This window comes from Cytobacillus kochii, from assembly GCF_044790165.1.
In the GTDB taxonomy this organism is placed as follows: domain Bacteria; phylum Bacillota; class Bacilli; order Bacillales; family Cytobacillaceae; genus Cytobacillus; species Cytobacillus kochii.
Window position 1 is genome coordinate 1,640,459 of record NZ_CP085254.1, and the last position, 24,765, is coordinate 1,665,223.

The window sequence follows — 24,765 nt, forward strand, 5'->3', positions numbered from 1 at the left end:
ATGACAGAGAAATTACTTGAAATAAAAAATCTAAAACAACATTTTAATGTTGGTAAATCGAATATGGTTAAAGCGGTTGATGGCATTACTTTTGATATTTACAAAGGTGAAACCCTTGGTCTAGTTGGTGAGTCAGGTTGTGGGAAATCAACGACCGGTAGAACAATTATACGCTTGTATAATGCCACTGATGGACAAGTTCTATTTAATGGTGAAAATGTTCATGGTAAAAAGTCAACCAATCAACTAAAAGCATTTAACCGTAAAATGCAGATGATTTTCCAAGACCCTTATGCATCCTTAAATCCTCGTATGACAGTTGCGGATATCATTGCTGAAGGTATTGATATTCATGGGCTTGCAAAGTCGAAAAAAGAGCGTATGGAACGCGTCTATGAGTTACTTGAAACAGTAGGCTTAAATAAAGAGCATGCTAACCGTTATCCACATGAGTTCTCTGGTGGACAAAGACAGCGTATCGGTATTGCTAGAGCGCTAGCTGTTGAACCTGAATTCATTATTGCTGATGAACCGATTTCTGCACTTGACGTATCTATTCAGGCACAAGTTGTTAACCTAATGAAAAAACTTCAGCGTGAAAAAGGGTTAACTTACTTATTCATTGCTCATGATTTGTCAATGGTTAAGTATATTAGTGATAGAATTGGTGTAATGTACTTTGGTAAGCTAGTTGAACTTGCCACAGCGGAAGAGTTGTATAGCAATCCTATGCACCCTTATACACAATCATTATTATCTGCTATTCCTTTACCTGATCCAGAGTCAGAAAGAACACGTCAACGAAAAACATATGACCCAGCTGTCCATCAATATAGTGCTGATGAGAAGGTTGAAATGCGTGAAGTTCGTCCTGGTCACTTTGTTTTCTGTTCTGAAAAAGAATTTGCACAATACCAAAAAGAACATAAAAGTTAACTTATAAGCGATCTCTTATTGAGGTCGTTTTTTCGTTGATTAAATTTCCTTAAGACCTGAATCCATCCTAAAGATTTATTTTCGAAACAAATATTCAGTTAGGAAAAATATGAATATTGGGAATATGTTTAGTGCTTTCAATCACTAAAATGTATGAATATAGTATACAATAGTTTGTATGAAATTACTATCGCAAAAATTAAAATATTTCTCATTCTTACTATTTTCTTTTGCATGTTGTTTAACTTCTAGTAGAATAGGAGATAAGAAAAAGAAAATAAATGGATGAGGAGGGAAAAATAGTGAGGGCGATTAAAGTTGCTTTTTTCTTACTTTTATTAAGTGTAGTTCCACAATTAGACCATGCGAATGCTGAACAACAAAGTTATCAGCTTCATGCACAGAAAGAATATGCTGGCTTTTTAATGGAATTACCTGAACAAATGAAACGGTTTACATACGATTCAGGCTACGACTTTACCTACCCAGACGCTATTAGAGGTATTTATGTTACTGGTCCATCAGCAGGAGGAGCAAATTTTGAACGGTTATCTAATTTTGTTGATAAGACAGAATTAAATGCGATGGTTATTGATATTAAAGATGATTGGGGAAACCTTACATACCAACCGGAAAATGATAGTAAATATAAGGATATTGTCGAACCTTATATAAAAGATACAAAAGAGATGTTAACGACATTAGAAGAAAAAGAGATTTACCCTATTGCGAGGGTCGTTGTTTTTAAGGATTCAACACTAGCCAAGTTAAAGCCTGAATGGTCGTATAAAGAAGGAAATAAAGTATGGACAAACGGAAGAGGAGAAGCCTTTGTTAATCCGTTTATGGAAGAAGTGTGGCAATATAATGTAGATATTGCCATAGAAGCAGCTAAAATGGGATTCCAGGAAATTCAATTTGATTATGTTCGATTCCCTGAAGGATTTGAGCATATGGCTGATTCATTGAAGTATAGTAAAGGAAAGTACACGAACGGTAAAGATGATGTTCAGCTGAGAGTAGATGCTGTTACAGACTTCGTTAAGTTTGCGAAAGAACAGTTAGAGCCTTATGGTGTCAAAGTATCTGTTGATATTTTTGGTTATACGGCTACTTTACCAGAGGCACCTGGGATTGGACAGAACTTCTCAAAAATCTCAGAACATGTGGATGTCATATCTTCAATGATCTATCCAAGCCACTGGGGGCCATACTTTGGGATTCAAAAACCAGATTTAGAACCTTACAAGCTTATTAAAGAGTATGCAAAGGTAGAGAATGTCAAACGGGAGGAACTAGCTTCTCCGCCTATTTCTAGACCTTGGCTACAGGATTTTACTGCATCTTATTTAGGTACCGGTAATTACAAGCCTTATGGTAAGCAAGAAATAGAGGATCAAATTAGGGCTCTGAATGAGGAAGGAATTGACGAATTCTTATTATGGAATGCCGGCAATCATTATACGGAAAATGTTGATTATACCCCATTAAATTAAAAATAAGCAGCTGATATGATGTTTATCAGCTGCTTATTAGTTGACACTTATTGTGTATGCGTTATCATAGTATATAGGATGAGGATTATTTCTTCTTTCCGCCCACGTTTTTCCATCCGGTTTGCATAAATGCAGATTGGTCTACGAATTCGGATTTTTTCTTGCCGCCAAAAAATTTTATTCCCAAGCTGTTTATTAGTACACCTAAAAGGGAAGTTAAACTGAGTATGAGCAATGAAACGATAATCAAGTCTGAAAAGTAACCAATCATTGATAAACCTCCAATTTTCTTTTCGGAAAATTCAAGTTATTCTGATGATGTTCTATTTCTAATAATAAAGCATTTATTAAAGAATGAAAAGAATGAAAATCACAAATACTTTGATAGAGCGTTACAACTTAGTTTATTTATACGTGAATGATGACTTATTTATACGATTTTCTTATACAAGAAGAGAAAGCTGGAAGTTTATCACGACTGGAAATATTTAAATAACAAAGGGGTTTGGTCCATGCATTGGTATGAAAAATTGAATCAGTATTTTCCTGTAGAAGAGATGAAGTCAAAAGAGCATATGGAAACACTTTTGAAAGAGAGACCTGATATTTATCATAAAGATGAGGGTCCAATGCATGTGTTAATGTATGTTGAACTTGAAACTTTTGTCTTTATCGACTACCTATTTGTGTCCAAAGATTCAAGAGGACAAGGTTTAGGACATAAGTTAATTGATCAATTGAAGGAAAAAGGCAAACCGATTATACTAGAAGTTGAACCTGTTGATTATGAAGATACTGATACAGAGAAACGCTTGAAATTTTATAAGAGAGAAGGCTTTGAGCACGCTCAATCTATAGGTTACCGTCGTCGATCACTTGCAACAAATGAAGTGAATGCAATGGAAATTTTATTCTGGGCACCTAATAACGAAACGGAAGAAATGATTTTTGATGCAATGATTAAAACATATGAATTGATTCATACTTACAAAGATACTCAATTCTATGGAGCATCCTATCAACCAGTAGATGAAGTCCTTACTTTTTCTGAGAATGACAATAATAATGATCTTTTAAAAGATATTTAATCCATAGAAATCCCGAACAACCTCAATGTTCGGGATTTCTTTTTAGGTAAAGAATGGCTCAACATCATTTCCTTATAAATTTTTTTCATTTAAAGTCAATTATTGAGAAAGTAAATGTTTATTCTTAAAAAAAAGGGGTAAATGTCTATCATAGTTATATAGGTTAAATAGTAACAGATTTCATTATTCTATAATTGAACAGTTTGTGAACAAATAAAAAAATCAATATTTCATGAAACCTTTTTTAAATGAAAACGTCTTATATTATAGATTCACTAAGGCAGAAGTTAATTGTTTAATTGGCATTTAAGTGTATGAAGAATAGAAAAATATATATCATCTGTTCCACAGATGGTGTATAATGAAGTGGAACAGCTTATTTAAATTAATTATAAATTACAACATTAGTTACAGCCTAGTGGATTATTCTCAATGAGAAAGTAAGCCTGTTCATTGAAAACGGAACAAGTGTAACAATCAGTAAGAATAGCATAATTAAACAATTACGGCGAATAAAATATACTTTAAATTTCTAAGGAGTGTGAAATTGTAAAATGGTCACATTATACACTTCACCAAGTTGTACATCATGTAGAAAAGCAAAAGCATGGTTAGAGGCAAACGATATTGCATACAAAGAAAGAAATATTTTCTCAGAACCTTTAGCAATTGATGAAATTAAAGAAATCCTTCGTATGACAGAAGATGGAACAGATGAGATTATTTCCACACGTTCTAAAACATTCCAAAAGTTGGATGTTAATCTTGAAACGATGCCTTTACAGGATTTATTTGAATTGATAAGAGATAATCCTGGTTTATTAAGAAGACCGATTATCTTAGATGAGAAAAGATTACAAGTAGGTTATAATGAAGATGAAATTCGACGCTTCCTTCCTAGGAAGGTTCGTACGTATCATCTACGTGAGGCTCAAAAGTTGGTTAACTAAAACCATTCGTACTTCACTTAACTTTACATTTCACTTAAGTGTGCTTAAATGAAAACGAACAAGTCCTTTTTATGCGGATTTGTTCGTTTTTTAGTTTCTATAAAATAAATTTTGGCTAATTTTAGCAAAAGAGGTTTTGTACATCTTTACTGATAAAAGAAAAACGTAGGATAGGAGATTTGCGCGTTCATCTGCAGAGAAATCAGCAAAGATAGCCGAACCAAATTCTTTAATCTATTCACTAGACATTTCTGATACATAATAGAGGAAGAACTACATTTTCCTACATGATATTCGTACTAATCATTTTACTGTTATTCATACTCGATTATTTCCAATGGCCATTAAAGTGTTTTATCACAAATCAGTAGCGAAAAAAAGCTTTTCATCAGCCTAAGCTTGTTTCTTGTAGGGGACAGGTTTTTTTGATAAAATACAAACACAATAAATATATATTGTATAAACGAATATAGGCATTCATTCGTTTTTTGCCAATTGTATTTTTGGGCATTCCCTTTACAGCATATTTATCATAAAATATAACAAAAGGTAAAACATAATAGGAATATCTGTTTTTACACGTTATTTTCTCATTATTCTTGCTAGAATGATCACTAAAAGAATAATTTTCTTGAAATAGGGTAAATGGTAGTAAAGTAGTGCAAATTAGGGGTTATAATCCCTTCACAAAAAGCAAGAAGGGAGAGTTGCTAAGTGGAAATCGAGAGAATTAATGAAAACACGGTGAAGTTTTATATCTCGTATATTGATATTGAGGAAAGAGGCTTTGATCGTGATGAAATATGGTACAACCGGGAGAGAAGTGAAGAACTTTTTTGGGATATGATGGATGAGGTTCACACAGAAGAAGATTTTGTGATGGAAGGTCCATTGTGGATTCAAGTTCAAGCACTTGATAAAGGATTAGAAATCTTAGTAACGAAGGCGCAGTTATCTAAAGACGGACAAAAGTTAGAGCTCCCTGTTTCTGATGAAAAAATGAAGGATTTTGCTGTAGATGAAAGAGTAGAAGCAATGCTTGATCAATTACAGGAAAATGAAGAAGAGGAAGCGGAAGAAAAATTAGATTTCGTTATTGCCTTTCGAGACTTTGAGGATATCATTTCATTAGCCAAGCGAGTGGAACTAGGAAATGTTCATACGCAACTGCGTTCATACAAGAATAACTATTATTTAATCGTTGAATTTCCCGAGGAACAATTTGAAGAGGATGAAATTGATAATATTCTTAGTATACTACTTGAATATGGGCATGAAACAGATACAACCATTCACGTCATTTCTGAATATGGAAAGGTAATTATCGCTGAAAATGCTTTAATTGAACTAAAAAAATACTTTTAATAAAAAAGCCGATTTCGTTAAGAAGTCGGTCTTTTCTTTTTATGCAGGAATAAAGAACGAGAGGGGAGAAGTTAGAATGTATAGAAAGGATGTGAACCTCTATGTTAAAGGCAATAACGAATGATGGCAAACTTATTACTGCTCAAGATGTGCAATACGGTAAATTGAAGGAAAAGTCTTTTTACTGCCCAGAGTGCAAGGATGTTGTCATTTTAAAGAATGGCATCTTTAAAAAGTCTCACTTTGCTCATAAACCGCATAGTCAATGCTTTGAATCATATGAAAAAGAGTCAGAAATCCACTTGAAAGGAAAATTATTGTTATACGATTTATTAAAAAAATACTATAGAAATGTTGAGATTGAAAAATATTTCGCTAACATCCATCAAAGGGCGGATCTCAGTTTTGAACATAACGGAGGTGTTTATGCCATTGAGTTTCAATGTTCAATAATTCCCACAAAAATAGTTCATAAACGTACAAATGGCTATATAAAGTCAGGAATAAAACCACTATGGATATTATCCCACCAACAGCTCCATACTTTAGGAAATCATTTATTTTCTTTCACTGCTTTTCATTATTCTTTTCTTCAGCAAACTTCCGCTAATAAATTTATCATCCCTATTTTAAACGTTGATACAGAAAATTTGTATTTACTCTCTCATCTCCTACCAATTTCTACGAAAAAGTCTTTTGCCCATCTAGATCTGAAACCACTTCGCTCGCATAATTTGTACGAATTATTAAATCTAAGAAATAATAGAATGAGAATGAGCTTTTCTTCTTGGTTGCAGGAAAGGGAGAATATAAAAAGGTATGGAAGCTTTAAATATAGCTCATTTTCTAAACGGTTTAAAGATGAAATCTATCGTTGCGGGTTTCATATGGGAAATCTACCAGATTTTTGTGGTCTCCCTGTAAGGGGGAGTGCTAAGCTAAGTACTTCACCAATTCAGTGGCAAACATATATTTTTATAGATATATTACGACATGAAGAGTTATTTTCTCTAGAAGATGCGTATGATTCCATGCAATGCCGCCTGGAGAGAAAAGATATTCGTATACGAGTAGAGGTACCCATAGATCTTAAAGAAGTAATCGATGCTTATTTATATCTTTTATACATTATAAAAGTAATTGAGAAAATCGATGGTACCAAATTTCAAATCAGGTCTTCTGATATGAAAAATAAGAAAATAAGTAAGGAAGAAGGGGAAATGATTATGAAAATGGCATTAAGATAATATTGAAGTATTTTAAATAAATTGGTGAAACATAATACTGAACAATTACTTTCATTTGATGTAAGATAGTAACAGATAGTAATTTTTAACATAATGAATGTAGGAGGAAAACAATATGGCTAACGATTCTACAGTTAAGAAACTACCAACAAGAAACGAGGTACCAGTTGAAGAAACTTGGCGTCTTGAAGATATTTTTTCAAGTGACGATGAATGGAATAAAGAATTTAATGAAGTAAAAGAGTTATCTAAAGAAGCAGGCAAGTTTAAAGGGACGTTGCATGAAGGTGCAGAGGTTCTTTATGATGTTTTACAATATCAAGATCACTTACTTTCTCGTATTGTGAAGCTCTTTACATATGCAAGAATGAGATATGATCAAGATACAACAAATGCAACGTATCAAAGTTTAGATGATAAAATCAAAGGGCTGTATTCAGTGGTTGCTAGTGAACTCGCTTTCATAGTACCAGAAATTCTTGCCATTGATGAAGATCAATTAGCTCAGTATATAGCCGAGAAAGATGAATTAAAAATCTATGAACATGCACTAGAAGAAATCAATCTTCAACGTCCTCATGTACTCACAGCAGAAAAAGAAGCCTTACTTGCACAAGCATCAGAAGTAATGGATGCATCAAGTAATACTTTTGGAATGTTAAATAATGCTGATTTAACATTTCCATCGATTAAAAATGAAGATGGGGAAGAAGTTGAAGTGACACACGGTCGATTTATCAACTTCCTAGAGAGTGATGATCAGCGTGTACGTCGAGATGCTTTTCATGCGATGTATACAACCTATGGACAGTTTCGTAATACATTCGCTAGTACGTTAAGTGGAAATGTGAAAAGAAATAACTTCAATGCAAAGGTACGAAACTATCAATCAGCTCGACATGCCGCTTTATCGGCGAACAATATACCAGAATCGGTTTATGATCAATTAATAAGCACGATTAATGATCATCTTCATTTGCTTCATCGATATGTGAAACTAAGGAAAAAAGTTTTGCAATTAGATGAATTGCACATGTATGATCTCTACACACCTTTAGTCAAGGATGTAAAAATGGCGATTACTTATGATGAAGCGAAAAAGCTAATGATTGAAGGTTTAACTCCTTTAGGTGAGGAATATCGTAGTATTTTGGAAGAGGGTCTACAGAATCGCTGGGTAGATGTTTGGGAGAATAAAGGGAAGAGAAGTGGGGCCTATTCTTCTGGTGCTTATGGTACGAACCCTTATATCCTCCTTAATTGGCAAGATAATATCAATAACCTTTTCACTTTAACACATGAATTTGGTCATTCTGTTCATAGTTATTACACACGTAAATCGCAACCATATGCTTATGGTGATTATTCCATTTTTGTGGCTGAAGTAGCATCAACTTGTAATGAGGCGTTATTAAATGATCATTTATTAAAAACGATTGATGATGATAAAAAACGTTTATTCTTACTCAATCATTTCTTAGAAGGGTTTAGAGGAACGGTATTCCGTCAAACGATGTTTGCTGAATTTGAGCATGAGATTCACCAAATGGCTCAAAATAATGAGGCTTTAACAGCAGATGCACTTACTGAAAAGTATTATGAACTGAACAAGAAATACTTTGGTGGTGAGGATATCATTATTGATGAGGAAATTGGATTAGAATGGTCAAGAATCCCTCACTTCTATTACGATTATTATGTATACCAATATGCTACCGGTTATAGTGCTGCAACGGCTTTAAGTGAGCAAATTTTAAAAGAAGGAAAACCAGCAGTGGATCGCTTTATTGGTTTCCTTAAAGCAGGTAGTTCTGATTACCCGATAGAAGTGCTTAAAAAAGCGGGTGTGGATATGACAAGTTCAGAACCGATAAAGGCAGCATGCAAAGTGTTTGAAGAAAAGTTAAATGAGATGGAACAATTGTTAGAAACGATTTAATATTATTATCAAGCAGCCTTTATCAAATGATTTAGGCTGCTAACTTAAGGAATTGAGTATACGGAATCCAGGTTAAATCAGTGGGTAAGAACGGGTCAAAGGTTGTACATATAAAAAAATATGAATAGTTACCACAATCGTTTGAAGGCTGAATATATCGTTTTAATGGTTTGGGCAACAAAATACCACAAACATTATTTAAGTTGGTTTCAATTTTTCAGACCAGGCCAGTGACCGCAATGACGAAAGAACGGTTAACCAGATGATTGTTGAAAGCTGTCTTTATCAACGGATGCGACCTATAATAAGTTTGTGTTTTCAGAATTTTTTAATTGATTATTAAACTTATAAACCTTTATTTGTATAGGTATAAGGGAGAGATGTACTTTGGGGGAAAGGACCATTTATAAAAGTGAAGGGAAACAGCTTATTACTCAACATTACGATAATTATCTAGAGTCGTTTGATTTTGATGTTGAGCAGATATATGTTGATACAAGTTATGGTGAAACTCATATTCTTATAGCAGGACCACCAGAAGGAAAGCCTATTTTTATATTTCAGGGTGGTAATTGTATAAATCCAATGACTTTATCTTGGTTTTTACCACTCGTAGATACATACAGAGTTTATGCACCAGATACTATTGGTCATCCAGGATATAGTGGTGAAAGTAGAATTTCAGCGAAGGACAATAGTTTTGCCCAATGGATAAAGGAACTAATGGATTACTTTAATATAGATAGTAGTGCATTTGTTGGTCCGTCCTACGGTGCAGGTATTATTTTGAGATTAGCCACGTTTATGCCAGACAAAATTGACTGTTCTGTTTTGGTATCACCAGCAGGAATAAGATTAGGATCTAAGATGAGAATGATTAAAGATATTTTACTTCCTTTAGTCTTATATAATGGTACTTCATCGCAAAAATATCTCAATAAAATCACTGATATTATGTCAGATAATAGTATGAGGGAAATTGATAAAAAAATTATTGGAGATGTATTTAAATATATTAGACTTGAACAAGAAATGCCGAAATTAACTACGAAGGAAGAATTAACACATTATAGTTCTCCCACTTTAATTATAGCAGGGAAAAAAGATATCTTTTTTCCTGAAAGTAGATTAAATAAAGTAGCTAGAGAAATCATTCCAAATTTAATTGCATTTAAGACTTACGATATGGGACATTTCCCATCTGAAGAGCATCTGATAAACATTAACAATGATATTGTAGAGTTTTTAAAGAATTATTACTAACCCTGTATCTTTTAACTTATGGAGCTTTAACGGAACTTGGAACTTCAAACCAATATGGGGTTCCTTTAAATGTTTAAAAAAATCAGCACTATTCTTGATCATAACTAATTATAATGGCAGTTCACTATGAGTAGTAGAGAATTTGACAATAATGTGAAATGGTACACAAACTATTGCGAGCTTAAAAAAGCCATGGTATATTTGTATTGTGAAGTTAATCACAAACAAACAATTTACCCCTTTGTTTGATCGTGAAAAATTTCTCCCATCCCCTTTGTTAAATATATTTACATGAAAAACCCTACGCCTCATGAGAGAGTGTAGGGTTTTTTACTATGTGGATTGAAGGTTGATTGATTTATGTTTTTAATAAAAATAAATGACACACCGTCCATAACCTGATTCCCACTTGATTGGATTTTACAAGCCATTTTGACTAAGAAAAAGCATTAGATAGAAGTTTCGTTGCACTTACAAGAGAAACAAATGGTGTGAACAATAGAAGAGAGAACTAATTTTGTCGTGATAGGCGATTGACAGGGAGTGTGAGCATGAATAGGGGAGACGCTTCATACTGTAATGGTGAGGTTTTTCCTTTTAGTCCGCCCTTTTTACCACGGCATAAAAAAGACTGATGATGAGTATCATCAGTCTAGTGATTTCCAAAAAGATCCGTGCTTTGCAGGTACTTGCTCAACCACTTGCTTCAGTTGAAGTTTTTTCATTTCTTTATTTACTTCTTGCTCCGTCATATTATAGACGACTGCTATTTCTGAAGTTGCGACAAGTTTATAATGTTTAATAAACAGCTCTATGTCAGGTAATGGAGAAGGTTCGAGTCTATATGGAACCATTTCCTTTAGTATTTGCTCATACACATCAAAGCTGTACTGCCCTGTAACTTTTATGCCTTCATCTTCAATATTTTCATTGAAGAACACCATCGTTGGAATTTCTTCTACATCCATCTCAGCTGTAATCTTTACATCACATTGAAATGCTTTTGCAGCACTTTCCGAATGTATATCGGTTACAAATTCAACTACGTCTAAGCCAATTTGGCTGGCGCATTCTTTTAATACATCAAAGTCTGATACGTTTTTCTTTTCGAGAAACAACTTCTCTTGAAGTTTTCTCAAAAAACGAATGCCGGCTTTTCTGCCCTGTAGTTCGGCTGCCTTAATGGCAATGGAGGCTAACTGAGGGGATAATACCGGATTTTCGTACCAAACAGAGCCGTCACATGACATCCCTGATCGACTAGCGGTTTTCTCCCATTGTTCAACTAATTGGTCGTAGTTTTGTCTTTTGCCTCTATTTAAAGCATTGAGCTTCCCACTTATTACATGCTTGAGAGAAAAATACCGACCATATTCTACAGACAGTTTTTTAATTATCGGCTCTAAACTCCAACATTCTGGGCATAGTGGATCAATAAACATATAGATTTCTAACGGCTTATTTTCACTACCATGACAATGTGGTGAGACAGATTTACTTTCAAATTCTTCATGATTCATTTGTCATCACCCTCTAATTCATCTTTTTCAGGTGTATTTACCATATGTTGTGCTGTGAGAGTCAGTCTCTCGAGAAATCCTTCTTTCAAGCGTGTATCCAATTCGACTTCATTCATTGCATCCTCCATACACGAGAGCCATGCCTTCGCACGTGTCATTGTGATGGCAAAAGGTAGGTGCCGTGCTCTCAGCATCGGGTGACCGTGTTCTGAGGTATATAATGGCGGGCCGCCTAAAAATTGTGTCAGAAACTGCTTTTGTTTTCTAATTGTTTCAGTTAGATCGTCAGGAAAGATTGGGACGAGCTCAGGATGTTGTCCAACCCGTTTATAAAATGCTTCAACAAGTAGGTGAAGTTTTTCCTCACCTAACGCGTCGAACGGAGTATTGATATTCTCGACCATTGTGATAGAACCCCTTTAAACAAAAGTATGTTAATAAAAGCGATGATTATTTCATCAGCTAGACATAATTCCTTCATGTTTTGATATTATTTTATCAATGTAACGGCTATATCTCAAACAAATAGCTTTGTGCCACGAATTAATATTAAGTATGCAGGTATTTTCAGTTCTATTATATGGGGCAGATCTCTTGGAAAACAAGTACGGAGGATGATTCTAGAGGTTGGATTTCTAAAACAAAAAAGTAGTGACTCAAAAATGAAGTCACTACGATACTTAGACAAATTGTTTTTGGTTTAGTAAATTCTCTGTCACCTTTTGAACATAGTTTTGTGTTTCTTTAAAGGGTGGAATGCCATTATACTTATCAACATTACCAGGACCAGCATTATATGCTGCTAAAGCAAGCTCGGTATTATTCCCATAACGATCAAGCATTTGTCTTAAATATTTTGTTCCTGCCATAACATTTTGGGTGGCATCAAATCTATCATTCACACCAAGCCACTTAGCTGTTTCGGGCATTAATTGCATCAAACCACCTGCACCTGCTGAACTAACTGCATTCGGATTAAAGTTGGACTCTTGTTGAATAACAGCAGTAATTAATTCAGTTGGTACGTTATAGGCGGATGCAGCTTGATGAATGATATCTTGAATTGATTGATCACTATTCTCTCCTTTAAACTTCGTAAGCTGTACAGGAGGAAGAGAAACAGGAGAAGAGGTGAGCATTGTTTCGGCTATCGTTTGAACTGCTCCTATCTCCTGTGAGAAATCAGCAGAAGAATCATTCATTCTTGCTGTAATTGAATTTGATAATAATTGTGAAAAATCAGTTGTATTGCTGTTTTGCGTTGTATTTGGAAGAAAGGTTTGTAAGCTTTGCATTTGCATTAAAAGTTTAAGCTGATCAATATTCATTATGACTCTCCTCATATGTCCTTGTTAATCATCTATTCTTCTTTTCTGAACTTCCCGAAATAATCTTTTCACTTTGTTCTCTGTTTTTCTTATCGGTATATTCATCTCTTTTAATAGTTTTTTAAAGTAATTTAAGCCATTTTCCCTATTCGAAACCTCATATTCTAATTCATAGTCCACCTTATTTAAATATTCACTATAATCTAGGACGATTAAACCGTCCTCATTATTTTTTTCTGCACGGCTTGTTAATAAAGAACCAAATAATTTAAACGTCTCCTCAGGGAAATGGAGGTCACTTTTAAGTGAAGCTAAATATTGCTTATCGATGTACCCTTGTTTGATGATATGCTTTGCTTCTTCCGGTTGAAGATCATGGTTTGTTTCTAATAAGCCATCAGGGTGAGGCTGCTTTAATGTAAGTTCGAATTGATTATATTTTTCTCTAATTCGAAGCGCACATCCTTCGTTTTTTAAAAAGAAAGTTGGCGTATCAAAATAATAATTGATTTGAGTGAAGAAATCTTTGTCTTCTATATGAAGCTGCTTTTTTAATTGAACAAATTCCAGTTCTGTAAGCATATTTTTAAATTCAATTTCTATATTTTGTGACATGATTAATCCTTCCTATTCTCTCGACTACATGTATAATCAAATAAGAGATACTTGATTTCTTAATACTTATCATTATTATGGCGCTGTATCTCATAATCTGCAATGTTCTTTGAGATTTTTTCCCCTTCTATGGTAAAATGTAAGAGTTTGGAGGTAGATGAAATGAATAAAAAAGTAGAAGTACAAAGTGCGTTATGGAATGATGAAGGAAAGGAATTATTATTAGAAATTGACTCCACTTTATCTGTGAATGATTTCGAGCCAAGAGAACAGATGCTAGTAGATTCCGACCATTTATCATTTATATACATAACAGAAAAAAATGATGATTATACATATATCATGTTACATGAATCATTATGGAAACAATTAAAGCAAGCATTGGTTTTTAATGGTGAAGTGTATTTGCATGATGGAAAAGAAAAGCTTAAATTACCTTTATTTCAAGAGGAATTACAATATCTTATTGAAAATATACGGGGTAACAGTAATTATGGAGATGAAATGGTTGAGAAAGTCGAGGCTATGTTTGAATAACTTCTCTACTAATGAAGAGTAAATCATGTACCTAAGTTTCTTTCGTCGCTTTATTGCAAAAATTTCTAACTATCAAGTTAGAGAAATGAACTTACATAAGGGTGGTGCATGTATGAAGCATTGGGATCAATTTTTAGGGCCATATAAACAAGCTGTAGAAGAGTTAAAAGTGAAACTAAAAGGGATGAGAAGTCAGTTTGATTTCGTCCCAGAGCACTCTCCTATAGAATTTGTGACCGGCAGAGTAAAACCTATAGCTAGTATATTAGATAAAGCCAACCAAAAAGGAATTCCACTTAACAGGTTGGATGTAGAAATGCAAGACATAGCAGGTATGAGAATGATGTGTCAATTTGTTGATGATATCATGAAGGTAGTAGAATTGTTACGTATGAGAAATGATTTTGAAGTGGTGGAAGAAAGAGATTATATTTCTCATGAAAAAGCAAGTGGGTACCGCTCTTATCATGTAGTTATTGCTTACCCTGTACAAACTATCCATGGGGAGAAAAAGATATTAGCGGAAATTCAAATTAGAACGTTAGCGATGAATTTTTGGGCCACGGTTGAGCATTCATTAAATTATAAATATAAAGGCCAATTTCCATCTGATATTCAAATGAGATTACAAAGAGCAGCTGAAGCAGCATTTAGATTGGATGAAGAAATGTCATCGATTCGAGGAGAAATTCAAGATGCACAAGCATTTTTTTCACAAAATAAAGAAAAGCAGCAAAAGAATAAGTCATAGAATGAAAAATAAGAGGAGCTACTAAACAATGAGATTTGCGATTACGTCTAAAGGTGATACGAAATCGAATACATTGATGCATAAGATGAGATCGTACTTACTTGATTTTGATCTCGTATATGATGAAGAACAACCAGATATAGTCATTTCTGTTGGTGGCGATGGAACTTTGTTGTACGCATTTCACAGATATAGCAGCCGCCTTGATAAAACAGCATTCGTTGGTGTTCATACGGGCCACTTAGGATTTTATGCTGATTGGGTACCTGATGAAATTGAAAAGCTTGTAATCGCAATAGCAAAAACTCCTTTCCAAGTGGTCGAATACCCTCTTCTTGAAGTCATTGTCCGCTATTTGAATGGTGGCAAAGAAACAAGGTATTTGGCTTTGAACGAGTCTACAGTTAAAGCTGTGAATGGTACATTTGTGATGGATGTAGAGATTCGAGGTCAGCATTTTGAAAGATTTAGAGGAGACGGTTTATGTTTATCCACGCCTTCAGGGAGTACGGCTTATAATAAGGCGTTAGGTGGTGCGATATTACATCCGTCATTGCCCGCTATTCAATTAGCTGAAATGGCATCGATTAATAATAAAGTGTTTAGAACAGTCGGTTCACCTTTAGTTTTACCAGCACACCATGCTTGCCTTTTAAAACCTGTGAATGAACCGGATTTTAAGATTACAATCGATCATTTATCGCTTTTGCATAAAGATGTAAAATCAATTCAATACCGTGTAGCCGATGAAAAAATTCGCTTTGCTAGATTCAGACCATTTCCATTTTGGAAAAGAGTACATGATTCATTTGTTGCTGATTAACTGCGTCACTTTGGGTAAAATGGATGCTAGTTGAATGGAAATCCGAACAATCATTCTAATTCTGTTAAAGGGTTCGAATATGTTCGGATTTTTCTTTCCTGTAAATGCAAAAATGTATAAGTCCAGGTATCCACATGCAAAAATAAAAAAAGTTACTATTACCAAGCATCCAAGATGACTAAAGATAATGGCAATATCATTCATATTGTTTGCACACTTAACTCTGATATTTTCTAAAGGAGCATAATGTAGACGCTTTGATCTGCTGTCCACAGCAATTTTTCTAAGGTAGGCTGGAAAAATAAGCTTCATTTCACTCGTATCCCAATGCTTTTTAAAGAACTGTCTTTGGTTGCATTTACTTCGTTTATAAGGAGATAAAAGAATGTTTACTTTACAATGGCAAATTGATTCACTTGATACACCAGTTAATATTAAATCATTCCTATCACAGCAATATATTTCTAAAACCGCTTTAACAGATATAAAGTTTGCTGGAGGTTTTATAAAAGTGAATGGGGTAGAACAAAATGTGCGGTATATGCTTAATAACGGCGATGTATTAGAGGTTGGCTTTCCACTTGAGAAAAGAAGTCAAGGTTTGCAGCCTGAAGATATTCCGCTCTCCATTCTTTACGAAGACGATGCAGTATTAATCGTTGTGAAGCAAGCAGGTATGAGCACCATTCCATCGCGAGAACATCCAGAGGGAAGTTTAGCGAATGCTTTATTAGGTTATTATGACAAGCAAGGAATAGAGTCCACTATTCATATTGTTACAAGACTAGACAGAGAGACGTCAGGTTTAGTGTTAATTGCCAAGCATCGACATGTTCACCATCTTTTAAGTCGTCAGCAGCAAAATAATGGTGTTCAAAGGAAATATAAAGCTTTTGTTTGTGGGTTAATGGCAACAAAGGAAGGGTGGATTGAGGAGCCAATTGGTAGAAAATCTGATAGCATTATCGAAAGAATGGTTAGCCCAAATGGCAAACATGCAGCGACTTACTTTAAACAACTATCTCAGCAAAAAGAAAGACAATTCACTGAATTAGAATTGTCTTTAAAAACGGGCAGAACCCATCAAATACGAGTGCATCTTTCTCATATTGGTTTCCCTTTAATAGGAGATAATTTATATGGCGGTTCGACTAAATGGTTGCGACGTCAAGCCTTGCATTGTTTTTCCCTATCTTTTACTCATCCTATTTCGAAGGAAATCCTGACCTTTTCCATTCCTTATCCAGAAGATATGCAAGCATTATTAAGTTAATCAAAGCGAGCAAATTTACCCTCCTGGAAGGGAAGGGAAGAGGAAACAGATACAGTCTGTAATTCAGGGTACTTAAGAGCAGTTAATTTATTGCCAAAAACGGCGCCAGTATCAATATTATATGTTTGATTGATTTTACGCACTTCTCTCACAGGTGTATGGCCGTAAACAATTAATGTTTGTCCAGCATAATTTTGTGCCCAATCTCTTCTAATAGGAGACCCATCTGGATGTTTCTCTCCTGTAATATCACCATAAAGAGCAAATGTTTTTACTTTTTTATCTTTTTTACCAATCCACTCTTCCTTCATTCCTGCATGTACTAATAATAGTCTGCCTTCGTCTAGTAAATAATAAAGAGGAGATTGTTCGTATAACTCGATAAACTTACGAAGTATATCTTTTCTTTCTTGTTTATTTAAGCTTTGTAATTCCTCTACTGTCGTTTCTAAGCCGTGAGTAGTCTTTACAGGATTCCCCAGTGCATAGCGGTATAATTTATTGCAGTGATTGCCAGGAACATAATAGGCTCGATTTTTTTTTATTAATTGGTATACGGTTTGAATGACTTTTAATGATTGTGGACCACGATCAGTTAAATCACCGATAAATGCGAGCTGCCTATCGTGTCTTAAAGGAATGCCTGAATGCCAGTCATAGCCTAGCTGAACGGTGAGATCCTTAAATTCTTTATAACAACCATGAATATCCCCAATAATATCTAGTTTCATTAACAGTCCCTCACTTTTAAGGTAGTTTGAATCGTTTAGATATGAAAGTTATACAATTCTTATCGTTTGCATTTTTATTTTTCATATGTTTAGATTTTATTTCGACTAATTTTATTAAAAAGGAGTGATAGAATGGAACATGGAAATTCAGTCGCCTCACTTGTGATTGTTATTGTGATTGCTTTCTTAGTACCGATTATACTACATCGTCTAAAAATCAACTTTATCCCAGTTGTAGTAGCAGAAATACTAGCAGGATTAATTATTGGGAAAAGTGGATTTAATATAGTACAAGAGGATATGTGGCTTGAAACTTTATCGACATTAGGATTTATCTTCTTAATGTTTCTAAGTGGGCTTGAGATAGATTTTTCCGCATTTTCATCGAAAAAGAAAAAGCACCGATTGGAAAATGGCAAACCTGAACCAAATGCATTTCTCACTGCGAGCATCATTTTCGCCGGTATTTTTATCGTGTCATTAGTTTTATCATATGTATTTGTTTTAGTAGGCTTTATCGATAATGTGTTTCTAATGACATTAATTATATCAACAATCTCACTTGGCGTTGTTGTTCCTACCTTAAAAGAAGGGAACATCATGAATACTAATATCGGGCAAATCATCTTGCTTGTAGCGGTCATTGCCGATTTAGCAACAATGATTCTACTTGCCGTATTTGTTTCAGTAAATGATGGCGGAGAAGGGAATACATGGTTATTATTACTACTATTTGTCGTTGGCGTGATCTTATACTTTGTAGGAAGAAGATATAAAAATAATAACTTCATACAGTCGCTATCAACTGGAACAATACAAATTGGCACGAGGGCTGTTTTTGCACTCATTATTTTCTTAGTAGCTGTTTCAGAATCTGTTGGAGCAGAGAATATCTTAGGAGCATTTTTAGCCGGTGTACTTGTCTCATTATTGGCACCAAACCAAGAACTTGTTCATAAATTAGATTCGTTTGGATACGGCTTTTTAATACCCATTTTCTTTGTAATGGTAGGTGTTGATTTAGATATTTGGTCACTTTTCGCTGAGCCAATGTTATTAGTGTTTATCCCATTATTATTATTGGCATTGCTCATATCTAAATTAATCCCGGTTTTTTATATGAAGAAATGGTATGATATGAAAACTGTTGTCGCGTCAGGATTTATTTTAACTTCGACGCTATCATTAGTCATTGCAGCTGCGACCATTGGTCAAAGAATGGGTATGATCTCTGAAGAAATGGGGGGGATGCTAATATTGGTAGCTGTTATCAGTAGCATATTTACACCTATTGTCTTTAAGAAATTATTTCCAAAAGAAACGGTCAAAGAGAAGAAGATTAAAGTTTCCTTCATTGGTGCGAACCAGATTACAATGCCGTTATCAAATGAATTAGCTTCAGATATGTACGAAACAAGTGTTTATCATACAGTTCAGCAAAAAGAGGAACCATTTATTACACCAGCCTTCGAGTTGAATGAACTTCCTGCTTTTTCAATGGAAGCAATAAAAGAAACAGAAATTTTGCAAGCTGATGTTGTTGTAATAACCACTGGAGATGAGGATATTAACCTTGAACTGGCAGAAGCACTGAATGAATCAGGAATTGATCGTGTCATTTGTCGATTAGAAAACCCCATTCTTGAGGAAAAGGCACTTGCTGCTGGTATTGAATCATTTTCAAGTATGTTGTCAACGAAAACTTTATTACGAGCGTTGATCGCTTCTCCGAGTGTCGTGGAAATATTTGAAAATCAAGAAACGACCTTATATGACGTGAAATTACGAAATTCAAAATTTGATGGAATGACAATTAGACGATTTCCATTTGCCGGTGATGTTATATTTGTTCGTATCTTAAGGGGGCAAGAAACCATTATACCCCATGGTGATACAGAGCTTTTATTAAACGATCGCTTAATCGTCACCGGTTCTCGGGAATATGTGGAAGAATTGAAGTGGGAATTAGAGCTTCACTAAAAGGGTTAGTTATTTCGAGGTACGAATAGATTCTATGACAGAGTCTATTCGTATTTTTTTATATAACCTCACGCATCACATTCCTATTGAAAGTTGAATGTTTTTCATGTAATATTAGTACTAGGTACTAATAACTTGTATAAATTATAGGGGGATTATGATATGACGATCTCATTAAAAGGGAAAACTTACGTTGTGATGGGCGTAGCGAATAAACGTAGTATTGCCTGGGGAATAGCAAGGTCACTACATACAGCAGGTGCAAACCTCATTTTTACATATGCTGGTGAAAGATTAGAGAAAAGTGTCCGAGATTTAGTAAGTACCCTTGATGGTGCGGAGAACTCACTTGTATTACCTTGTGATGTAACGAATGATGAAGATGTAGAGAGTTGTTTTAGACAAATGAAAGAGGCAGTTGGAGAAATTAATGGGATTGCACACTGTATCGCATTTGCCAATAAAGAAGAGCTTCAAGGAGAGTATATGAATACATCTAGGGATGGCTTCTTGTTAGCGCATAATATTAGTTCGTATTCTTTAACAGCTGTTGCTAAAGCAGCAAGACCATTAATGGCTGAAGGCGGTAGCATTGTTACCATGACTTACCTTGGTGGTGAAAGAGCAATTAAAAACTATAATGTAATGGGTGTAGCAAAAGCTTCACTTGATGCAAGTGTTAAATATTTAGCAGTTGACTTAGGAAAAGAGAATATTCGCGTAAATTCTATCTCTGCTGGTCCTATTCGAACTTTGTCAGCAAAAGGTATTGGAGAATTCAATTCCATCTTAAAAGAAATCGAAGAGAATGCGCCATTACAAAGAACAACAACGCCTGAGGAAGTAGGAGATACAGCTGTGTTCTTGTTTAGCGATATGTCAAGAGGTATTACTGGAGAAAATATTCACGTTGATTCTGGTTATCACATTCGCTAATTTAGTACTATTGTTAATAAATGAATGGCTAGCATTCATTTAAAAATTGGACAATTTATTTCATGCGCACACAACTCGTTAACTATAAGACAAGTTGTGTGCGCATTTTCTATTTTCACAGCACGGTGTGTTGGATTGGAAACGAGACGCGAAATGTCAAGCTAATAATATACATGAAAAAAGAATCATGGTAATGTGTGTGTATCTTCGGTTTGCACATATTTTGCAAACGCTCCTAGCTCGGCTTACATCTTTTATTTTGTATTTCAGTGACATGCCAATCCTATTTGCGGGGCTCTCATGTGAGATTTCGCATTTGAGAGCCCGCAAATCCCATTAGCGAGGCACTCGTGTGAGGTTTCGTATTTGAGAGCCGTGCAAATCTCATCAGTGAGGCACTCAAGTGAGATTTCGCATTTGAGAGCCGTGCAAATCCCATTAGCGGGGCACTCGTGTGAGGTTTCGCATTTGAGAGCCGTGCCAATACTATTTGCGGTGCTCTCATGTGAGATTTCGCATTTGAAAGCCGTGCAAATCCCAATAGCGAGGCACTCGTGTGAGGTTTCGCATTTGAGAGCCGTGCTGCAAATCCCATTAGCGAGGCACTCGTGTGAGATTTCGCATTTGAGAGCCGTGCTGCAAATCCCATTAGCGAGGCACTCGTGTGAGATTTCGCATTTGAGAGCCGTGCAAATCCCAATAGCGAGGCACTCAAGTGAGGTTTCGTATTTGAGAGCCGTGCAAATCCCATTAGCGAGGCACTCAAGTGAGATTACGTATTTGAGAGCCGTGCAAATCCCATTAGCTGGGCACTCGTGTGAGGTTTCGTATTTGAGAGCCGTGCAAATCCCATTAGCGAGGCACTCGTGTGAGGTTTCGCATTTGAGAGCCGTGCAAATCCCATTAGCGAGGCACTCGTGTGAGATTTCGTATTTGAGAGCCGTGCAAATCCCATTAGCGAGGCACTCGTGTGAGATTTCGTATTTGAGAGCCGTGCAAATTCTATTAGCGAGGCACTCAAGTGAGGTTTAGCATTTGAGAGCTGTGCCAATCCCGTTAGCGAGGCACACGTATGAGATTCTGTATTTGAGAGCCGTGCAAATCCCATTAGCGAGGCACTCAAGTGAGGTTTAGCATTTGAGAGCTGTGCCAATCCCATTAGCGAGGCACTCGTGTGAGGTTTCACATTTGAGAGCCGTGCAAATCTCATCAGCGAGGCACTCAAGTGAGATTTTGCATTTGAGTGCCGTGCAAAACTCAGCTCTCATCATGCCATTTACATTTTGAAAGGCTCCACGCTTAGTTTCTTATTTCTATTATTCTTAATCTAACTTATGACACACTTCTTCACCAATTTCTACTGATCTTTTGGAAAACCTTAAACCGTAGTAACATGTACTGATAATTGATTACTGTTCCATAAGATCTTTTTTCATTATTTTTTTTGATCGATAAACAATCTTTAAAAATAAGTAGAAATAAGACAATCAGGGATATGAATATAAATTTAGTGTAGTAGGAATCTACATTAAAGCATTTCGTGTCTTCTGGCGAATTCTTTCCTTTCAGTTAGTTAAATGAACGCCCATTTTTATTTCACATATAATATGTTGGAGCTTCGAATTTATTGAAGAGGGACAGGTGAAAGACATGGATACACAAAATAAAAAAAAGAAGCCTTTATTATATGTACAACAATCTAATCTTCCTTCTCCTTCGACATCAATGCAGTCAACTTATTCCAGTAAAAATGAAGTTGAGGAAGAAGAAAAAGAGGTTATCACAAATTCTTCAATAGATGAACAAGGTGAGGTGGAAAAAAAAGAAGAAGATGTACAGCAAGTTTTAGAGGAATACGAGGAAAGTCAGTCAGAAAGTGAGCAAGGATTTAAACGTGTGAAAAGTTTTAAGGATATGAATGTACAGGAAAGGATTGATTATCTCCTTCATTTCCCTAAGCAATTACCTCCTGTACCTTGCTTATTTATAAGTGATGATAAACATATTAGGGGATTTATTGAATTAAAACAAGGCAATGAGTTAATGATTAAAACGTTAAGCGGCAGTATGCAAACCATTCATATTCATAGTATAAAATCGATAAAAATGGTCGGTTTTAGGTAAGTAGACTGTATATAAAAAGCCAGTCGAGTAAACGACTGGCTGATATACAATTAGTCTTCGAAATATTCAACACAATTATCTACTGGTAAATATATATCTTGAATACATTGAACTGCACAGAAGCAATCCAAATCTACAGAGATACAGTTCTCACTAGAACGGAAACCATCTACTTTACAAATTTTAGATAAATCAATGCAGCAACCTTCTGTAATGTCAGCTGTTTCATAGCAACCAGGACTTGTTTCAGTAACTGGTTCTAAAACTCTTAGCGTAGCACATGAATTATCGAATATCTCTTCTACTCTAAAGAAAATTGACGTACAAGAGCAATCATCAACATTTGTTAAAAATGCGTGGAATGGTGAACCATCAGCTGTGCTTAACGTAAATACGCGCGTGTTAGGGCGTCTCACTCTCTTCTTCTTACCACTCTTTGGAGAAATCGCACCAATTGGTTCTAAAAAACAATTAGAGCCGCAATTACAATCTTCATCTTCACGAACTTGATCTTGGATATCTCTTATCGCACGTACGACTTCAGCTACACAGCTGCCGTATTTATTATCCTTTTTGTTACAACCCATATTCTTTTCCTCCTTATTTCATTCTTTGATCTACATTAATAACATATTGATGAAACAGGCTATGGGTTACGGACAAACGCCTTATTTTTTAAAAAAATAGGCATATTTTTTAAAGGAAGGGTGGAGATAGGAATGGATCTTACCTTTTTTGAATTTCTTTTACTCTCATTTGCTTCTTTCCGTCTAACAAGGCTAATCGTTTATGATCAAATCACTGAATTTATAAGAAGGCCATTTATGTCAGAAGTTGATGAAGAGGACGAACATGGGAAAATAGAGACATATATCATTCCAAAAAATAAAGGTATAGCTGGTTTTTTTGGTAAGCTTCTTAGTTGTTATTGGTGCACTGGGATATGGAGTGCGATGATTATATATTTAATGTATGCATATTTCCCTACAATAGGTGTGTTGTTAGTGGTGATTTTGTCAATTAGCGCAATGGCGGCAATTATTGAAGGCGTCATTCAAAAAATGATTATTCAATAAAAATTGGGCTATTGGATTATACGAGCTCTTCCTCACTTGAATATGTTAAAGGTAAAAGGCATATACGATGAAGGAGGGCATTTAAAGATGAACAAAAAAATATATACAAATAAAGAAGCTTTTAAAAAGAGAATTGCAGAATCAGGGGGAAGTAAAAAATCCTCCGGTTGTGGTTGTGGAAAGAAAAAGAAGAAAAGCAATTAATATAAAAAGACGAGCCATTAATAAAAGGTTCGTCTTTTGTTTTTTTTTGGATAAGAAATTAACTTTTAGAGAAAATAAAAAAATAATGAAAAAGATAAGGAAGGGACAAGAATGCCAAAATACTTGCTACTACTTATAAGTTTATTTTTAATTACTGGATGTAGTAAACATGATTCTAATGAAGCACCGTTATCACTTATTAAAGCAACAAACCCTACTCCATCATTAATACATAGTGAATCACGGTCAACCGATGAAGATATGCTGCAAAGTATAGAAAAAGATATCGAAAAACAGAAAGAATTGTATGATGCAGCAATTGTAAAAAATGATGATACCGTTTTAGTTGCTTACAAAGTAAGACATTTACAAAGATTTCACATGAAAAAAATTGAGAAAGATGTTAAAGGAAAACTAGAAGACAAATACCCTGATGTTAAATTTATTGTTTCAAGTGATTTTAAGATTTTTCTTGAAGTGGTCGAATTACATGAACAAATGAAGAATCCCAATTTTAGTGCAAAAAAAGCCGAAAAAAAGTTTGAGAAAATAGTTAAGTTGAAAAAAGAATTAACATAGGAAG

At 34.9% G+C, this 24,765-nt stretch carries 24 protein-coding genes; 17 read left to right on the plus strand and 7 right to left on the minus strand.

What is annotated here, in order from left to right; all coding sequences use genetic code 11:
• Positions 1 to 936: an ABC transporter ATP-binding protein gene (locus LG276_RS08680; RefSeq protein ID WP_404294078.1), complete on the plus strand. Its 936-nt coding sequence runs from the start codon at positions 1 to 3 to the stop codon at positions 934 to 936.
• A gap of 281 nt (positions 937 to 1,217) precedes the next feature.
• Positions 1,218 to 2,432: a putative glycoside hydrolase gene (locus LG276_RS08685; protein WP_404294079.1), complete on the plus strand. Its 1,215-nt coding sequence runs from the start codon at positions 1,218 to 1,220 to the stop codon at positions 2,430 to 2,432.
• A gap of 85 nt (positions 2,433 to 2,517) precedes the next feature.
• On the opposite strand, the gene LG276_RS08690 is transcribed toward LG276_RS08685, so the two are convergent.
• Entirely contained in the window at positions 2,518 to 2,703 is a 186-nt protein-coding gene (locus tag LG276_RS08690) for a hypothetical protein (RefSeq protein ID WP_224937749.1), read from the minus strand.
• A 241-nt stretch (positions 2,704 to 2,944) separates the two neighbouring features.
• On the opposite strand from LG276_RS08690, the gene LG276_RS08695 reads away from it, so the two are divergent.
• From LG276_RS08695 to LG276_RS08720, 6 genes are all read left to right on the plus strand, one after another.
• Positions 2,945 to 3,520 carry a GNAT family N-acetyltransferase gene (locus LG276_RS08695; RefSeq protein ID WP_095369796.1) on the plus strand — a complete coding sequence of 192 codons (576 nt, stop codon included), beginning with the start codon at positions 2,945 to 2,947 and terminating at the stop codon, positions 3,518 to 3,520.
• 554 nt (positions 3,521 to 4,074) lie between these two features.
• Positions 4,075 to 4,470 (plus strand): transcriptional regulator SpxA, encoded by a 396-nt coding sequence (gene spxA / locus LG276_RS08700; RefSeq protein ID WP_095369795.1) that lies wholly within the window; start codon positions 4,075 to 4,077, stop codon positions 4,468 to 4,470.
• Between the two features lie 714 nt (positions 4,471 to 5,184).
• The gene (gene mecA / locus LG276_RS08705) at positions 5,185 to 5,835 is read left to right on the plus strand and encodes an adaptor protein MecA (RefSeq protein WP_224937750.1); all 651 of its coding nucleotides are present in this window, start codon (positions 5,185 to 5,187) and stop codon (positions 5,833 to 5,835) included.
• A gap of 101 nt (positions 5,836 to 5,936) precedes the next feature.
• Positions 5,937 to 7,082 (plus strand): competence protein CoiA, encoded by a 1,146-nt coding sequence (locus tag LG276_RS08710; RefSeq protein WP_404294081.1) that lies wholly within the window; start codon positions 5,937 to 5,939, stop codon positions 7,080 to 7,082.
• A gap of 115 nt (positions 7,083 to 7,197) precedes the next feature.
• Positions 7,198 to 9,021, plus strand: a complete 1,824-nt coding sequence (gene pepF / locus LG276_RS08715; protein ID WP_404294082.1) for an oligoendopeptidase F — start codon at positions 7,198 to 7,200, stop codon at positions 9,019 to 9,021.
• Between the two features lie 387 nt (positions 9,022 to 9,408).
• On the plus strand, positions 9,409 to 10,284 hold the full coding sequence (locus tag LG276_RS08720; RefSeq protein ID WP_251161350.1) for an alpha/beta fold hydrolase: 876 nt from the start codon (positions 9,409 to 9,411) through the stop codon (positions 10,282 to 10,284).
• Positions 10,285 to 10,931: 647 nt separating this feature from the next.
• On the opposite strand, the gene LG276_RS08725 is transcribed toward LG276_RS08720, so the two are convergent.
• The 4 genes from LG276_RS08725 to LG276_RS08740 all read right to left on the minus strand — a co-directional run bounded on the left by LG276_RS08725 (position 10,932) and on the right by LG276_RS08740 (position 13,747).
• Positions 10,932 to 11,804 (minus strand): ClpXP adapter SpxH family protein, encoded by an 873-nt coding sequence (locus LG276_RS08725; protein ID WP_095369791.1) that lies wholly within the window; start codon positions 11,802 to 11,804, stop codon positions 10,932 to 10,934.
• Positions 11,801 to 12,208 (minus strand): globin, encoded by a 408-nt coding sequence (locus LG276_RS08730; RefSeq protein ID WP_095369790.1) that lies wholly within the window; start codon positions 12,206 to 12,208, stop codon positions 11,801 to 11,803. The genes LG276_RS08725 and LG276_RS08730 overlap by 4 nt, the downstream gene beginning before the upstream one ends.
• A gap of 276 nt (positions 12,209 to 12,484) precedes the next feature.
• Positions 12,485 to 13,132 carry a lytic transglycosylase domain-containing protein gene (locus tag LG276_RS08735; RefSeq protein ID WP_404294085.1) on the minus strand — a complete coding sequence of 216 codons (648 nt, stop codon included), beginning with the start codon at positions 13,130 to 13,132 and terminating at the stop codon, positions 12,485 to 12,487.
• 24 nt (positions 13,133 to 13,156) lie between these two features.
• Positions 13,157 to 13,747: a CYTH domain-containing protein gene (locus LG276_RS08740; protein ID WP_404294087.1), complete on the minus strand. Its 591-nt coding sequence runs from the start codon at positions 13,745 to 13,747 to the stop codon at positions 13,157 to 13,159.
• 162 nt (positions 13,748 to 13,909) lie between these two features.
• Between LG276_RS08740 and LG276_RS08745 the strand changes: the two genes are divergently transcribed.
• The 4 genes from LG276_RS08745 to LG276_RS08760 all read left to right on the plus strand — a co-directional run bounded on the left by LG276_RS08745 (position 13,910) and on the right by LG276_RS08760 (position 17,131).
• The gene (locus LG276_RS08745) at positions 13,910 to 14,284 is read left to right on the plus strand and encodes a hypothetical protein (RefSeq protein WP_404294089.1); all 375 of its coding nucleotides are present in this window, start codon (positions 13,910 to 13,912) and stop codon (positions 14,282 to 14,284) included.
• Positions 14,285 to 14,396: 112 nt separating this feature from the next.
• A complete protein-coding gene (locus tag LG276_RS08750; RefSeq protein ID WP_095369786.1) occupies positions 14,397 to 15,035 on the plus strand; it encodes a GTP pyrophosphokinase family protein in 639 nt (212 codons plus the stop codon).
• Between the two features lie 28 nt (positions 15,036 to 15,063).
• The gene (locus LG276_RS08755; protein ID WP_095369785.1) at positions 15,064 to 15,858 is read left to right on the plus strand and encodes an NAD kinase; all 795 of its coding nucleotides are present in this window, start codon (positions 15,064 to 15,066) and stop codon (positions 15,856 to 15,858) included.
• 385 nt (positions 15,859 to 16,243) lie between these two features.
• Positions 16,244 to 17,131, plus strand: coding sequence for an RluA family pseudouridine synthase (locus LG276_RS08760; RefSeq protein WP_404294091.1), 888 nt, complete (start codon positions 16,244 to 16,246; stop codon positions 17,129 to 17,131).
• Here LG276_RS08760 and prpE read toward each other — a convergent pair.
• Complete coding sequence (gene prpE, locus LG276_RS08765; RefSeq protein ID WP_251161356.1) at positions 17,128 to 17,862, minus strand: bis(5'-nucleosyl)-tetraphosphatase PrpE; 735 nt, start codon at positions 17,860 to 17,862, stop codon at positions 17,128 to 17,130. The genes LG276_RS08760 and prpE overlap by 4 nt on opposite strands.
• A 132-nt stretch (positions 17,863 to 17,994) precedes the next feature.
• Here prpE and LG276_RS08770 point away from each other — a divergent pair, with 132 nt between their 5' ends.
• From LG276_RS08770 to LG276_RS08780, 3 genes are all read left to right on the plus strand, one after another.
• The gene (locus LG276_RS08770) at positions 17,995 to 19,842 is read left to right on the plus strand and encodes a monovalent cation:proton antiporter family protein (protein WP_224937759.1); all 1,848 of its coding nucleotides are present in this window, start codon (positions 17,995 to 17,997) and stop codon (positions 19,840 to 19,842) included.
• A 162-nt stretch (positions 19,843 to 20,004) separates the two neighbouring features.
• Positions 20,005 to 20,778 carry an enoyl-ACP reductase FabI gene (gene fabI, locus LG276_RS08775; protein ID WP_251161358.1) on the plus strand — a complete coding sequence of 258 codons (774 nt, stop codon included), beginning with the start codon at positions 20,005 to 20,007 and terminating at the stop codon, positions 20,776 to 20,778.
• 1,650 nt (positions 20,779 to 22,428) lie between these two features.
• Positions 22,429 to 22,902, plus strand: a complete 474-nt coding sequence (locus LG276_RS08780; RefSeq protein ID WP_224937761.1) for a CotO family spore coat protein — start codon at positions 22,429 to 22,431, stop codon at positions 22,900 to 22,902.
• A gap of 50 nt (positions 22,903 to 22,952) precedes the next feature.
• Here the strand turns inward: LG276_RS08780 and LG276_RS08785 are convergent, their stop codons facing one another.
• Positions 22,953 to 23,489, minus strand: a complete 537-nt coding sequence (locus LG276_RS08785; protein WP_224937762.1) for a CotY/CotZ family spore coat protein — start codon at positions 23,487 to 23,489, stop codon at positions 22,953 to 22,955.
• Between the two features lie 132 nt (positions 23,490 to 23,621).
• Here LG276_RS08785 and LG276_RS08790 point away from each other — a divergent pair, with 132 nt between their 5' ends.
• Positions 23,622 to 23,978, plus strand: a complete 357-nt coding sequence (locus LG276_RS08790) for a DUF1360 domain-containing protein (protein ID WP_224937763.1) — start codon at positions 23,622 to 23,624, stop codon at positions 23,976 to 23,978.
• A 315-nt stretch (positions 23,979 to 24,293) separates the two neighbouring features.
• Positions 24,294 to 24,761, plus strand: a complete 468-nt coding sequence (locus LG276_RS08795) for a YhcN/YlaJ family sporulation lipoprotein (RefSeq protein ID WP_404294094.1) — start codon at positions 24,294 to 24,296, stop codon at positions 24,759 to 24,761.
• Positions 24,762 to 24,765 lie beyond the last annotated feature (4 nt).